The sequence below is a fragment of the Streptomyces sp. IMTB 2501 genome (assembly GCF_001953885.1).
GTDB lineage: Bacteria > Actinomycetota > Actinomycetes > Streptomycetales > Streptomycetaceae > Streptomyces.
This window is the reverse complement of the sequence record NZ_MQUS01000011.1, coordinates 56567-70816: the sequence shown is the minus strand read 5'-3', so window position 1 is coordinate 70816 and position 14250 is coordinate 56567. Positions and strand designations below refer to the sequence as shown.

Annotated in this window: 13 protein-coding genes; 5 read left to right on the top strand and 8 right to left on the bottom strand. The window is 67.3% G+C overall.

The genetic code is table 11. The features are described 5' to 3' along the window. Window positions 1–7: 7 nt before the first annotated feature. Window positions 8–460: a GNAT family N-acetyltransferase gene (locus AV521_RS20235; protein WP_076089882.1), complete on the top strand. Its 453-nt coding sequence runs from the start codon at window positions 8–10 to the stop codon at window positions 458–460. Window positions 461–554: 94 nt separating this feature from the next. Here AV521_RS20235 and AV521_RS20230 read toward each other — a convergent pair whose 3' ends face one another. Continuing rightward, entirely contained in the window at window positions 555–1940 is a 1386-nt protein-coding gene (locus AV521_RS20230; protein ID WP_076089881.1) for a serine hydrolase, read from the bottom strand. Window positions 1941–2040: 100 nt separating this feature from the next. After that, a complete protein-coding gene (gene dnaB, locus AV521_RS20225; RefSeq protein ID WP_076089880.1) occupies window positions 2041–3519 on the bottom strand; it encodes a replicative DNA helicase in 1479 nt (492 codons plus the stop codon). A gap of 482 nt (window positions 3520–4001) precedes the next feature. Here dnaB and AV521_RS20220 point away from each other — a divergent pair, with 482 nt between their 5' ends. Further along, window positions 4002–5339 carry an MATE family efflux transporter gene (locus tag AV521_RS20220; RefSeq protein ID WP_076089879.1) on the top strand — a complete coding sequence of 446 codons (1338 nt, stop codon included), beginning with the start codon at window positions 4002–4004 and terminating at the stop codon, window positions 5337–5339. Between the two features lie 139 nt (window positions 5340–5478). On the opposite strand, the gene rplI is transcribed toward AV521_RS20220, so the two are convergent. From rplI to rpsF, 4 genes are all read right to left on the bottom strand, one after another. Further along, window positions 5479–5925 (bottom strand): 50S ribosomal protein L9, encoded by a 447-nt coding sequence (gene rplI, locus AV521_RS20215; protein ID WP_076089878.1) that lies wholly within the window; start codon window positions 5923–5925, stop codon window positions 5479–5481. 18 nt (window positions 5926–5943) lie between these two features. After that, on the bottom strand, window positions 5944–6180 hold the full coding sequence (gene rpsR, locus AV521_RS20210) for a 30S ribosomal protein S18 (protein WP_003949403.1): 237 nt from the start codon (window positions 6178–6180) through the stop codon (window positions 5944–5946). A 57-nt stretch (window positions 6181–6237) separates the two neighbouring features. After that, on the bottom strand, window positions 6238–6816 hold the full coding sequence (locus AV521_RS20205) for a single-stranded DNA-binding protein (protein ID WP_014673749.1): 579 nt from the start codon (window positions 6814–6816) through the stop codon (window positions 6238–6240). 76 nt (window positions 6817–6892) lie between these two features. Beyond that, the gene (gene rpsF, locus AV521_RS20200) at window positions 6893–7183 is read right to left on the bottom strand and encodes a 30S ribosomal protein S6 (RefSeq protein ID WP_076089877.1); all 291 of its coding nucleotides are present in this window, start codon (window positions 7181–7183) and stop codon (window positions 6893–6895) included. A gap of 272 nt (window positions 7184–7455) precedes the next feature. On the opposite strand from rpsF, the gene AV521_RS20195 reads away from it, so the two are divergent. From AV521_RS20195 to AV521_RS20185, 3 genes are all read left to right on the top strand, one after another. Continuing rightward, a complete protein-coding gene (locus AV521_RS20195) occupies window positions 7456–7773 on the top strand; it encodes a hypothetical protein (RefSeq protein WP_076090034.1) in 318 nt (105 codons plus the stop codon). Window positions 7774–7950: 177 nt separating this feature from the next. Beyond that, the gene (femX, locus tag AV521_RS20190) at window positions 7951–9072 is read left to right on the top strand and encodes a peptidoglycan bridge formation glycyltransferase FemX (RefSeq protein WP_076089876.1); all 1122 of its coding nucleotides are present in this window, start codon (window positions 7951–7953) and stop codon (window positions 9070–9072) included. A gap of 83 nt (window positions 9073–9155) precedes the next feature. Continuing rightward, window positions 9156–10187: an alanine racemase gene (locus AV521_RS20185; protein WP_076089875.1), complete on the top strand. Its 1032-nt coding sequence runs from the start codon at window positions 9156–9158 to the stop codon at window positions 10185–10187. Between the two features lie 103 nt (window positions 10188–10290). Here the strand turns inward: AV521_RS20185 and AV521_RS20180 are convergent, their stop codons facing one another. After that, entirely contained in the window at window positions 10291–11835 is a 1545-nt protein-coding gene (locus tag AV521_RS20180; protein ID WP_179023244.1) for a glycosyltransferase family 87 protein, read from the bottom strand. Window positions 11836–11965: 130 nt separating this feature from the next. Next, on the bottom strand, window positions 11966–14233 hold the full coding sequence (locus tag AV521_RS20175; protein ID WP_076089873.1) for a transglycosylase domain-containing protein: 2268 nt from the start codon (window positions 14231–14233) through the stop codon (window positions 11966–11968). Between the last annotated feature and the right edge of the window lie 17 nt (window positions 14234–14250).

The following is a 14250-nucleotide window of genomic DNA, read 5'->3' as shown; positions in this document are numbered from 1 at the left end:
TGCGCATATGGGAGATCTTGAAATACGGCGTGCGACCGCAGACGACCTTCCGGCGATCGTCGCGATGCTGGCCGACGATCCGCTGGGCGCTCAGCGCGAGTCCACCGACGACATGACGCCGTACCGGGCCGCGCTGGAACGCCTGACCGCTGACCCGAACCAGCACCTCGTCGTCGCCGTCCGTGAGGGCCGCGTGATCGGAACCCTCCAGCTCACGATCATCGCTGGACTCTCCCACAAGGGGACGACCCGCGCACTCATCGAGGCCGTGCGTATCCACGCCGACGAACGGGGCAGTGGGCTGGGTAGCCGGCTGATCGAGTGGGCGATCGACACCTCGCGGCACGTCGGCTGCCGGATGGTACAGCTGACATCCGACAAGACCCGCTCCGACGCCCACCGCTTCTACGAACGGCTCGGCTTCAGCGCCACGCACGAGGGCTTCAAACTGCGGCTCTGAGGATCGCGGAACGGCAACGCGACGGGGGTGTGTTTCACGTGAAACACACCCCCGTGGCACGTCCCCGTCGGCCCGGGGCTTATCGGCCCGAGGTTTAGAGGATGCCCCGCCACCCCTCCGGGTCCACTCCACCGGGGACCGCGGCCTCAGGGTCGTACGGCTGCCGCGTGAACACGAACGAGCCGAGGTCGAGGTGGCTCACAGCCCCGTCCGGGCGTCGTACGGGCCGCAGCAGTTCCCCGGCGAAGTAGCCCTCCAGACCGGTCCAGGTGCCGTCACCGTTCGAGCGCAAGCGGGCACGCCGGCCACTGCCGGTCAGCGGGCCGAGCGCGAGAAGGCCGTCCGCGCACATCCGCAGACCGAAGGCATGGGTCCCCCAGTACCACTGCCCCGCCAGCTCCAGGACCCCCGGATCGACCTCGCGTAGCGGCCGCCAGGGCTCCGGGATCCGTGGCTCCGACTCTGCGACGATCCGCACGAGATCAGCGCCCACGGCCCCCAGCAGCGGTCCGCTGGTGCAGTTGGCAAGCACCACCGCCGCCACGTCGTCCTCCACGCTGAGGGTGAGGTTCGCCAGGAAACCCGGCAGTGAACCGGAGTGCCCGACGAGAAGCCGGTCGTCGCGGCGCTGGATCTGCAGACCGAGGCCGTAAGTGACCCCGTCCAGCACGTCCGCCGCTTCTGCCGGCGCCGCCGGTGTACGCATCTCCCGCACCGACTCCGCAGTGAGTACCCGATCGTCCCCCACGGCCAGGAACGCCGCGAACCGCGCCAGATCCCCCGTGGTCGACCACAGCTGACCGGCCGGCGCCATCCTGCCCAGGTCCTCCAGCGGCTCCGGCAGCATCGCGTCCGCCCACGGGTGCACGGCCCATCCGCCGGCATGCGGGGACTGCGGTTGCGTGCTCGTACGGCGCAGGCCGAGCGGCTCGAGGATCTCGCTGCGCAGCACCTCTTCCCAGGGGGCGCCTCGCAGTTCCTCCACCAGCGCGCCGAGCACCGTGTAGCCGGGGTTGGAGTAGTGATGCCGGCGGCCGACGGGGTGCAGGAGGGGCTGCTCACCGAGTACATCGCTCAGCTCGGGGCGGAGGGTGCCAGGGGTCCGCTCCCACCAGGGCGCAGGCGACTCGGCCGCCAATCCCGCGGTGTGCGCGAGCAGTTCGGCGATCGTCGCTTCGCCGGCGCCGGTGCCCGGCAGATGCTTCTCCAGTGGATCACCGAGGTCGAGCAAGCCCTCGTCACGCAGCCGCATCACCAGAACGGCAGTGAAGGTCTTGGTGATGGACCCGATCCGGTACTGCACCGTCTCGTCCGGGCCGTGCCCGTCCACCGAGGTCCGCGCCCCGTGCCACACGGCCCGCCCACCCCGTACAACGGCCGCGACCAGCGACGGCGCCCGCCCTTCGGCCTGTGCGACGGCGATCCGGTGCAGCAGGGTTCGTCGGGTCGTGGGGAGCAGCTCGTCCTGAGGTGTCGTCATGGCCCCAGTCCATCGGGTCGGGCTGCAGCCGTCGAGTTCATTTCACGGACGCCGTCCGTCTGGGAGAGCCGACCCCATCGAGATCCTGCAGACGGGCCGATCAGGTCTGGGCCATGTCCACGAAACGGGAGTAGTGGCCCTGGAAGGCGACCGTGATCGTGGCGGTGGGACCGTTTCGGTGCTTGGCCACGATCAGGTCGGCCTCGCCCGCGCGCGGGGACTCCTTCTCGTACGCGTCCTCGCGGTGCAGCAGGATGACCATGTCGGCGTCCTGCTCGATGGAGCCCGACTCACGCAGGTCGGAGACCATGGGCTTCTTGTCGGTGCGTTGCTCGGGGCCACGGTTGAGCTGGGAGAGCGCGATGACCGGGATCTCCAGCTCCTTGGCGAGCAGCTTGAGGTTACGGGACATGTCCGAGACCTCCTGCTGGCGGCTCTCGGCGCGCTTGGAGCCACCGGACTGCATCAGCTGGAGGTAGTCGATGACGACCAGCTTCAGGTCGTTGCGCTGCTTCAGGCGCCGGCACTTGGCGCGGATCTCCATCATCGACAGGTTGGGGGAGTCGTCGATGTAGAGCGGTGCGGCCGAGACGTCCGGCATCCGGCGGGCGAGCCGAGTCCAGTCCTCATCGGTCATCGTGCCGGACCGCATGTGGTGCAGGGCGACCCGGGCCTCGGCGGACAGCAGACGCATCGCGATCTCGTTGCGGCCCATTTCCAGCGAGAAGATGACGCTGGGAAGATTGTTCTTGATCGAGGCAGCCCGCGCGAAGTCCAGTGCGAGCGTCGACTTACCCATGGCGGGTCGGGCGGCGATGACAATCATCTGGCCCGGGTGCAGACCGTTCGTCAGTGAGTCGAAGTCGGTGAAGCCGGTCGGCACACCGGTCATCTCGCCGCTGCGCGAGCCGATCGCCTCGATCTCGTCGAGGGCGCCTTCCATGATGTCGCCGAGCGGCAGATAGTCCTCGCTGGTGCGCTGCTCGGTGACGGCGTAGATCTCGGCCTGAGCGCTGTTGACGATCTCGTCGACGTCGCCGTCGGCTGCGTATCCCATCTGCGTGATGCGCGTACCGGCTTCGACCAGGCGGCGCAGCACCGCCCGCTCATGGACGATCTCCGCGTAGTACTCGGCGTTGGCCGCCGTCGGCACGGTCTGGACGAGGCTGTGCAGGTAGGCGGCCCCGCCGACCTTGTTGATCTCGCCGCGCTTGGTGAGTTCGGCGGCGATGGTGATCGGGTCGGCCGGCTCGCCCTTGGCGTAGACATCCAGGATCGCCTGGTAGATCGTCTCGTGCGCGGGCTTGTAGAAGTCGTGGCCCTTGAGGATCTCGACGACGTCGGCGATGGCGTCCTTGGACAGGAGCATGCCGCCCAGCACCGACTGCTCGGCATCCAGGTCCTGCGGCGGCACCCGCTCGAAGGAGGAACCTCCTTCGTCCCAGGAGGTGTTCTCCCTGCCCCGGTCGTGCTGTTCGTCACGACCCCGGCCGCTGTCACCGCGCCGACGGGAGGCCGGCAGACGATCGCTGGGTCCGGCGTCGGCCCACGGATCGTCCAAGGGCTCGGAAATGCTCACCGAGACACCTCCTCCCGTCCGCGCAGCGGACCCTCGCCGTGTCCTCTTTTGTACGGCACGACACTGACAACTGAGAGGCCCAACTCCGGTTCCGGCGCGCCGGATTTATGACGGTTCCAGGGCCAGGGAAAGGGCGCTTCTCAGGCCGAGGGAAGGAGGGGGCGCCGGACAACGGTAGGCCCCTCGGCACCGTCAGCCAATCTGGTTATCCACAGGCCATGTGGACGACGGCCCGGATGCTGTGGAGAACTCGCCGAAACCTGTGCACGACCCGGTGGACAGTGCTGTGAACAAGCCCTCCCTCCTACTCAGCAAGCCTCCATGACCTGCACCTTTACCGTCCACCGGCTGTGCAGAAGAAAAACTTTCCCAGTCGGACCAAGATCGCTTCGAACGGTGCGCGAAGGGACACGACCCGAGAGGAAAAGTAAGGGTCAATAATGAGTTGCATCACTTACCTGTGGACGATTAGATTAGCGCTCATGACCCAGGCTCCCGCGATACCCACGGCCGCCCGCCGGCGGCACGACAGAGAGATCGTCGCGCTGGCCGTCCCGGCCTTCGGCGCCCTCGTCGCCGAGCCTCTCTTCGTCATGGCCGACAGTGCCATCGTCGGCCACCTCGGGACCGCTCAGCTCGCCGGCCTCGGCATCGCTTCCGCCCTCCTCACCACCGCGGTGAGCGTCTTCGTCTTCCTCGCCTACGCCACCACCGCCGCTGTGGCCCGACAGGTCGGCGCCGGTCATCTGCAGGCGGCCATTCGCCAGGGCATGGACGGTATCTGGCTGGCACTGCTGCTCGGCATCGGCGTGATCGTCGTCGCCCTTCCCCTGGCGCCCGGCATCGTGGACCTCTTCGGCGCCTCGACGACCGCGGCCCCCTACGCCACGACGTATTTGCGCATCTCCGCGCTGGGGATCCCGGCCATGCTGATCGTCCTCGCCGCCACGGGAGTGCTCCGCGGGTTGCAGGACACCAGAACCCCGCTCTACGTTGCCGTCGCAGGCTTTGTCGCCAACGGCGTACTCAATGCGGGACTCGTCTATGGTGCCGGGCTCGGCATCGCCGGTTCTGCCTGGGGCACGGTCATCGCCCAGTGCGGCATGGCGGCCGTCTATCTGACCGTGGTCGTACGCGGGGCCCGTCGGCACGGGGCTTCCCCCCGTCCGGACTCCGCCGGGATCCGGGCCTCGGCTCAGGCAGGCGTTCCACTCCTGGTCCGTACGCTGTCGCTGCGGGCGATCCTGATGATCGCCACGGCGGTCGCAGCACGTCTGGGCGACGCCGATATCGCCGCTCACCAGATCATCCTGTCCCTGTGGAGCTTGCTCTCCTTCGCTCTCGACGCGATAGCCATCGCGGGACAGGCCATCATCGGCCGCTATCTCGGAGCGAACGACCCCCTTGGAGCGCGTGAGGCCTGCCGTCGCATGGTCCAGTGGGGCATCGCGACCGGTGTGGTCCTCGGTCTGCTCGTGGTGGCCGCCCGGCCGCTCTTCCTGCCGCTGTTCACCAGTGACTCCGTGGTCAAGGGCGCGGCTCTCCCCGCCCTGCTGTTGGTGGCGCTCTCGCAACCCGTCTGCGGGATCGTCTTCGTGCTGGACGGAGTCCTGATGGGTGCCGGCGACGGGCCGTACCTGGCCGGGGCGATGGTCGTGACGCTGGCGGTGTTCGCTCCCGTCGCCCTGCTGGTCCCCACGCTCGGCGGCGGTCTCACCGCGCTGTGGGCGGCCATGACGCTGATGATGACCGTCCGCATGCTGACGCTGTGGCTGCGCACCCGGTCGGGCAGGTGGATCGTGACGGGTGCGACCCGCTGAACCGTTCGACGGAGTCACATCCGCCCGGTTTCACGTGAAACATGCCGCGCCTTCGTACAGCGAACCCCGACACCGAACGCGAAGAGGGGCCGCCCACACGGGGCGGCCCCTCTCTCAGCTGCTCAAGCCGAGCGCAGCGTTACGCCGCGACGACCTCGATGTTGACCTTGGCGGCAACCTCGGGGTGCAGACGCACGGACGTCTCGTGGGCGCCCAGGGTCTTGATCGGGGCGGACAGCTCGATGCGACGCTTGTCGACCTCGGGGCCACCGGAAGCCTTGATCGCGGACGCGATGTCGGCCGGGGTGACGGAACCGAAGAGACGGCCGGCGTCGCCGGAGCGGACGGCCAGACGGACCTTCACGCCCTCGAGCTGGGCCTTGACCTGGTTGGCCTGCTCGATGGTCTGGATCTCGTGGATCTTGCGAGCGCGACGGATCTGCTCGACGTCCTTCTCGCCACCCTTGGTCCAGCGGATAGCGAACTTCCGCGGGATCAGGTAGTTGCGAGCGTAACCGTCCTTGACGTCGACGACGTCGCCCGCGGCACCGAGGCCGGTGACCTCGTGGGTGAGGATGATCTTCATGAGTCGGTCACCCTTCCCTTAGCGCGCGGTGGACGTGTAGGGCAGCAGCGCCATCTCACGGCTGTTCTTGACGGCCGTGGCGACGTCACGCTGGTGCTGCGTGCAGTTGCCGGTCACGCGGCGGGCACGGATCTTGCCGCGGTCGGAAATGAACTTCCGCAGCATGTTCGTGTCCTTGTAGTCCACGTACGTGACCTTGTCCTTGCAGAAAGCGCAGACCTTCTTCTTCGGCTTGCGCACAGGCGGCTTCGCCATGGTGTTTCTCCTGTGTGATCAAGAAGTTGGGGTACGACCCGCCCTTGGTCCGAGGACCTAGAAGGGGGGCTCGTCCGAGTAGCCGCCACCGCCGCCGGAGCCTCCGCCCCAGCCGCCGCCACCCTGGTTGCCACCGGCGGGAGCGCCGGTCGCCCACGGGTCGTCGGCCGGAGCGCCGCCGCCCTGCTGGCCGCCACCGGGGCCTCCGCCCCAGCCGCCGCCACCCTGACCGCCACCGCCGCCGTAACCACCCTGGCCACCGCGAGCGCCACCGGCGGTCTTGGTGACCTTCGCCGTGGCGTTGCGCAGGCTGGGGCCGACTTCCTCGACGTCCAGCTCGTAGACCGTGCGCTTGACGCCCTCACGGTCCTCGTAGGACCGCTGCTTCAACCGGCCCTGCACGATGACGCGCATGCCTCGCTGGAGCGACTCGGCGACGTTCTCCGCCGCCTGACGCCAGACCGAGCAGGTCAGAAAGAGGCTCTCGCCGTCCTTCCACTCGTTCGTCTGGCGGTCGAAGGTGCGGGGAGTGGACGCGACGCGGAACTTCGCGACCGCCGCACCGGACGGGGTGAAGCGCAGCTCGGGGTCGTCGACAAGATTGCCGATGACCGTGATGACGGTCTCGCCTGCCATGGGGGAACCTCTCGGCGGGTTTGCTGCTCTGGCTGCTTGCTGCTACTCGAATCCCGAGATCAGCTGAGCGGAAAGCTCAGTGGGTCTCGGGGCGGAGGACCTTGGTCCGGAGGACCGACTCGTTCAGGTTCATCTGGCGGTCGAGCTCCTTGACGACCGCAGGCTCGGCCTGCAGGTCGATGACCGAGTAGATGCCCTCGGGCTTCTTCTTGATCTCGTACGCGAGACGACGACGGCCCCAGGTGTCGACCTTCTCCACCTTGCCGCTGCCCTCACGGACGACGGAGAGGAAGTTCTCGATCAGGGGGGCGACAGCGCGCTCCTCCAGATCGGGGTCGAGGATGACCATCACCTCGTAGTGACGCATGTGGAACCCACCTCCTTTGGACTCAGCGGCCACGGTCGTTCCGTGGCAGGAGGGTTGTGATGCGTGCGCAACGGTATCGGCCACCACTGACAATCGGGGGTCCCTGAGGGTTCCCGCAGCGTTACCTGGGAAGGCTTGGGCAGACACCGGTGCAGACGGTACAGACTACCCGCACACCCGCTTCCGGTTGAAATCCGGCCGTGAAGGCCGCCAATCTGTACACGACGGGTGTGCGCGGCGCTACGATGCGCCGCCTTCCGCAGGAGGTGCCCATGGCACAGGCATTGCATCCCAACACCGCCGGTTCCCTCTTCGCCACGGACGGCAAGCCCCATCCGCTTCAGGACAGCCTGATGGCGGCCACGTTCGTCCTGGGCGTGCTGTCCTTCATCACGTCCTTCTTCCACAGCCTCCACCTGCTGACCTCGTGGACAGGCCTGGCGGGACTTCTCGTCGGCATCTACGGTCAGTGGATCTCCGTGACCACGCGACAACGCTTCGGTCTGATCCTGGGTCTCGGCGCCGCAGGGGTCGGTTTCCTGATCGGCATGGCACACGGCGGACTGTTCGGCGGAGTCATCAGCCGCTGAGCATCGGACGGTGTCGTCAGACGCCATTTCGAACCCATAGACCGTCCCGGTCGCCCATGAGACCGGGAATAAGGCCCGTACGCCCAGTCGGGGCGCTCGCACGGCGCAGTAGGCTTCGGCGCGAGAGCCGGAGCCCCTGTACCCATGGGGACACACCAGCCCGAGGAGCGCCCCGACATGAGCCTGACCCTGAGGACCATCAGCCGCGAGCAGCATCTGGCCTACATCCAGAGCCTGCCGGCGGCGAGCCACATGCAGGTCCCGGCCTGGGCCGATGTGAAGGCGGAGTGGCGCTCGGAGAACCTCGGCTGGTTCGACGAGCGCACCGGCGAGATGGTCGGTGCGGGCCTGGTCCTCTACCGCCAGCTGCCCAAGATCAAGCGTTACCTCGCCTATCTCCCCGAAGGCCCGGTCATCAACTGGTTCGCGCCGAATCTGGACGACTGGATCCAGCCGATGCTGGCGCACCTGAAGCAGCAGGGCGCCTTCTCCGTGAAGATGGGCCCGCCGGTGATCATCCGGCGCTGGAACGCGGAGACCATCAAGAAGGGCATCCAGGACCAGGACGTCAAGCGCCTGCGCGACATGGAGGCCGACTTCATCGAGCCGCGCGCCTTCGAGGTGGCGGACAAGCTGCGCCGTATGGGCTGGCAGCAGGGCGAGGACGGCGGGGCCGGCTTCGGCGACGTGCAGCCGCGCTATGTCTTCCAGGTGCCGCTGGCGAACCGTTCCCTGGACGAGGTCCACAAGAACTTCAACCAGCTGTGGCGCCGCAACATCAAGAAGGCCGAGAAGGCCGGCGTCGAGGTCGTCCAGGGCGGCTATCAGGATCTGGCCGAGTGGCAGCGGCTGTACGAGATCACCGCGGTGCGCGACCACTTCCGGCCCCGCCCGCTGTCGTACTTCCAGCGCATGTGGACGGCCCTCAACACCGAGGACCCGAACCGGATGCGGCTGTACTTCGCCCGCCACAACGGCGTGAACCTGTCCGCGGCGACGATGCTGATCGTCGGCGGACACGTCTGGTACTCCTACGGCGCCTCCGACAACATCGGCCGCGAGGTCCGGCCCTCGAACGCGATGCAGTGGCGGATGCTGTGCGACGCCTACGCGCTCGGCGCCACCGTCTACGACCTGCGCGGCATCTCCGATTCGCTGGACGAGACGGACCACCTCTTCGGCCTGATCCAGTTCAAGGTCGGCACCGGCGGCCAGGCCGCCGAGTACCTCGGTGAGTGGGACTTCCCTCTGAACAAGCTGCTCCACAAGGCGCTCGACATCTACATGTCACGCCGCTGAGCCACGGGCGTTTGGTTCCATAGGGTCCACAGCTTTCACATCTCAGATACACCGCAGCCACGAGAAAGGTTCCAGGTCCGGCCATGGCGCTCACGCTCTACGTCGACACCGCGCGCTGGCGGGCGCACCACAAGCACGTGCAGGAGCAGTTCCCGGGTCTCGTCCCGGTCTGCAAGGGCAACGGCTACGGCTTCGGGCACGAACGGCTGTCGGAGGAGGCCACGCGGCTGGGCGCGGACCTGCTCGCGGTCGGCACGACGTACGAAGCCGCGCGCATCAAGGACTTCTTCAGCGGTGACCTGCTGGTGCTGACGCCGTACCGGCGCGGCGAGGAACCCGTGCCGCTGCCCGACCGGGTGGTGCGCTCGGTGTCGTCGATCGACGGTGTGTACGGCCTCGTCGGCGCACGTGTCGTCATCGAGGTGATGTCCTCGATGAAGCGCCACGGCATCAGCGAGCAGGACCTGCCCCAGCTGCACCAGGCCATAGAGAACGTCCGGCTGGAGGGCTTCGCCATCCATCTGCCGCTGGACCGCACCGACGGCTCGGACGCCGTCGAGGAGGTCATCGGCTGGATGGACCGGCTGCGCGCGGCCCGGCTGCCGCTGCACACGATGTTCGTCAGCCATCTCAAGGCCGATGAACTCGCCCGCCTCCAGCAGCAGTTCCCGCAGACCCGGTTCCGCGCCCGCATCGGTACGCGGCTGTGGCTCGGGGATCACGAGGCCACCGAGTACCACGGTGCTGTCCTGGACGTCACGCGCGTGTCCAAGGGGGACCGGTTCGGCTACCGGCAGCAGAAGGCGGCCTCCGACGGCTTCCTGGTGGTCGTGGCGGGCGGAACGTCCCATGGGGTGGGCCTGGAGGCGCCTAAGGCCCTGCACGGCGTCATGCCGCGCGCCAAGGGCGTCGCACGGGCCGGCCTCGCCACGGTCAACCGGAACCTTTCTCCATTCGTCTGGGGCGGCAAGCAGCGCTGGTTCGCCGAGCCGCCACACATGCAGGTGTCGATCCTTTTCGTCCCGTCGGACGCCCCCGAGCCAAAGGTCGGCGACGAGCTGGTGGCCCATCTGCGGCACACCACCACGCAGTTCGACCGGATCGTGGACCGCTGATCGGCCGGCTCGTGAACCGCTGAGCCGGCCCAGGACAGCGAGAAGGCCGTACACGCATCGCTCGTGTACGGCCTTCTCCATGATCTTCCGACGATGCGTTCGCTCAGAGCGAACGGCTCTCGGGGGAGGACGGGAGCGGCCTGCCCCAGTCCACCTGAGGCACGTCGATGTGGGCGGCATGCCGCGGCGGATGGGCTGCCGCGCCGAGCACGAAGACATCCTGCGCACCGTCGAGCACCCCACCCGAGGGGTCGTCGTCGCCCGACCGGCGCACCACGTCCCGCTCCGGCATGAGGATGTCCCGTACGACGACGGCGCACAGGTACAGCGTGCCCGCCAGGTGCAGCACGATGGCCCAGTGATAGCCGTGCGTCGGCAGTCCCTTGTGGGCGTCTCCGCTGGTCGTGTAGGCGAGGTACATCCAGATGCCCAGGAAGTACGCGATCTCACCCGCCTGCCAGATCAGGAAGTCCCGCCACTTGGGCCGGGCCAGGACCGCGAGCGGCACCAACCACAGGACGTACTGCGGGGAGTAGACCTTGTTGGTGAGGATGAAGGCCGCCACGACCAGGAAGGCCAGCTGGGCGAAGCGCGGCCGGCGCGGGGCAGTGAACGTCAGCGCTGCGATGCCGAGGAGGCACAGCACCACCAGCACCATGGCGGCGGTGTTCACGAAGCCGGTGCTGGGCGGGTTGCTGGAGTTCTGCGCCCAGATCAGCCAGAACGAACCGAAGTCGACGCCGCGTTCCTGGCTGAACGTGTAGAACTTCGACCAGCCCTGGAAGGCGAAGAGCATCACCGGTGCGTTCACCACGAACCAGGCGATCGCGGTGCCGGCCACGGCCTGGCCGAACTCCCGCCACTTGCCGGCCCGCCAGCACAGCACGAACAACGGGCCGAGCAGGAACACGGGATAGAGCTTGGCGGCCGTGGCGAGGCCCAGGAGGACACCGAAGGCGACCGGACGGCTCCGGGACCACATCAGCATCCCGGCGGCCGTGAGCGCCACGGCCAGCAGGTCCCAGTTGACAGTCGCGGTCAGCACAAAGGCGGGTGCCAGAGCGACGAGGAGGGCGTCCCAAGGGCGCCGGCGGTGGGTGCGGGCCACGCAGACGGCGATGATGACCGCGCACACCATCAGCATTGCGGCGTTGACGAACCAGTACCACTGCTCCTGGTGCTGGATGCCGCCGCTGTGCGGGGTCAGCCAGGAGGCCACCTCCATGAACACACCGGTCAGCACCGGGTATTCGAGGTAACCCATGCCGCCCGACATGTCGTCCGGGAGCTTGTCGAAGTACGGCACAAGATGGTCGGCGAATCCTCGGCCCTGGTAGAGGTGCGGGATGTCCGAGTAACAGGCATGCGTGTACTGGCTGCTCGCGCCGAAGAACCAGGAGCTGTCGTAGCAGGGCAGCTTCTGGACCATGCCGAGGGCGAACATGCCGATCGCCACGAGCGCGACGACCCGTACGGGGGTCCACCAGGAGGTCCCAAGCAGGGCGCGCCGCCCGAGCGGACCGCCGATCAGCTCACTGCCGGCCCGAGCGATCTCATCCTCACCGGTCGGCCGCACCGGTTCTGCCGCGCCGGGCCGCACCGGCTCGGGCTCGTGCGTGCTCGCGGGCGTCATCTCTGCACTGGGCATAGGGCACATCCTGCCGTAACTGTCTAGGAGAACGCCGAGGGCCGCCGCACCTCGTGGGGTGCGGCGGCCCGTGTTTCACGTGAAACACCCGCGGCGGGCGAAATGGCCGCCAACCGGTCAGACCCGGCAGCTAGCCGTTCTGACCTGCGAAGAGACCTCCGTTGCCATTACCACGGGTGGTGCCGTTGCCGGTCGTGTCCGTGGCGGTCGGCGTTGGAGTGGTACCTCCGTCGGTGCCACCTGTGCCATTGCCGCCGTTGCCGTTCCCATTGCAGGGGTTGCCCCAGCTCCACTGGCAGGTGTCGCTCGCCGACGGGGACGGTGATGTGGACGGCGTGCTGGGCGACGGGCTCGGAGAATTGCTCGCCGTCTGGCTCGGCGTGATGCTGGGGGTCGGCGTCGGGGTCGGAGCACCGGCCTCGTCCTGGACCTTTCCGATCTGGGTGGCGCTCGGGAAACCGGAGTCGTTGGCGTTCTTCAGCGCGGCCTTCATGTACTCGGTCCACACCGACGTCGGGATGTCACCACCGTGGATCGACGCAACGCCGGCCGTGCCGTTCATGGACAGCAGCTGATGGTCCTTCGGGTTCTCACGGAACATCGCCACCGAGGTGGACAGCTGCTGGGTGTAGCCGACGAACCAGGCCGACTTGTTGCTGTCGGTGGTACCGGTCTTGCCCGCCGCCGTACGGCCCAGGGCCTTGGCGTTCTGACCCGTGCCGTTCTGGATGACGTTCTGCAGGACATCCGTGACGTTGTTCGCCACGTCATCCGGCATCGCCGTAGTGATCTTCGGCTTGGCGAAGCCCGGCAGGTCCTGGCCGTCCTTCTTCACCGAGGTCACGGAGTACGGGTCCGTGTGCTGGCCGGACGCGGCGAAAGTGGAGTACGCGTCGGCCATACGGATCGCGCTCGGAGTCGAGGTGCCGATGGAGAAGGACGGGTTGAGCGTGGAGAAGCTGTCCTTCAGGATGCCGGACGCCTGGGCGACATCCTGGACATGTGTCAGCCCCACGTCCATGCCGAGCTGGACGAACGGCGTGTTGACGGACTGCTCCATCGCCTTGCGCAGCGTGATGTAGCCCCACTTGTAGTCGCTCTCGTTGCGCTGGTAGAAGACCGAGTTGTCCTTGGCGAGGACCGTGGAGCCATCCTGGTTGAGCACCTTGAGATGGTCGTTGCCGTTGTACTTGCTCAGCGGGGAGAGGCCCTCCGGGGAGGTCTTGTAGGTCCCGTACTGCATGGCGGCGGCGAGCACGAACGGCTTCCACGTCGAACCGACCGGGACGCCTGAAGTGTCGGCGTTGTTCGTGAAGTGACCGTTCTCGTAGCCGTCACCGCCGTAGAGGGCGACGATCGCGCCGTCCTTGGGCTTCACTGACGCCGCGCCGAACTGGACGTACTTGTCCAGGTCACGACGCTTTGGATCGATGCGTTCCTTCTGGACCTTCTTCACGGCCGCGGCCAACTCGTTGACCTTGTCCTTCTGGAAGGTGGTCTTGATCGCGTAGCCGCCCTGGTCGAACTGCGCCTCCGTGATGTCGGAGTGGGCGAGGACGTACTTCTTCGCCGTGTCCACCAGGTAGCTGATCTGGCCGGTCATGCCCCTGGTCGCCTTGCGGCCGTCGGGCATGGGGTACTTCGAGATGGCTTTCTGGTAGTCGGCATCGCTGAGGTGGTGATCGTTGTGCATCTGCTCGAGGATCCACCTCGAGCGGTCCTGCGAGCGCTTGGTGTTGGCAGCCTGCGTCGCCGAAGGGTCGAGGTCCGCGTTGCCCTCCGGGTCGAAGTACGTGGGGCCCTTGAGCAGCGCCGCAAGAACTGAGCACTCACTCGGCGTGAGATCCACCGCGTTCTTGCCGTAGTACGTCTGCGCCGCCGCCTGAATGCCGTAGGCACCGCGGCCGAAGTACGAGGTGTTCAGGTAGCCCTGCAGGATCTGCTTCTTGTCGAGCTTCGTCCCCACCTTGATGGAGATGAACATCTCCTTGAACTTACGGGTGAGGGTCTGCTGCTGGCTCAGATAGGTGTTCTTCACAAACTGCTGGGTGATCGTCGAACCACCCTGGGTCTGGCCGCCCCGCGCCATGTTGACCACGGCGCGCAGGAGCCCCTGGGGGTCGACACCCGAGTCCTGGTAGAAGCTCTTGTTCTCGGCCGAGATCACGGCCCACTGCATGGCCTCGGGGATCTGGTCGATGCTGACGTTCTGCCGGTTGACGCCCGTGCCCGTGGCCACCATCTGCGAGCCGTCGGCCCAGTAGTAGACGTTGTTCTGGGACTTGGCCGCGTCGTTCTCGTTGGGGATCGAGACCATCGCGTAGCTGACGCCGACCAGCGCCACCAGGCTACCGACAAAGCCGACGAACAGGCCGGTGACAAGCTTCCAGGAAGGCACCCAGCGGCGCCAGCCAT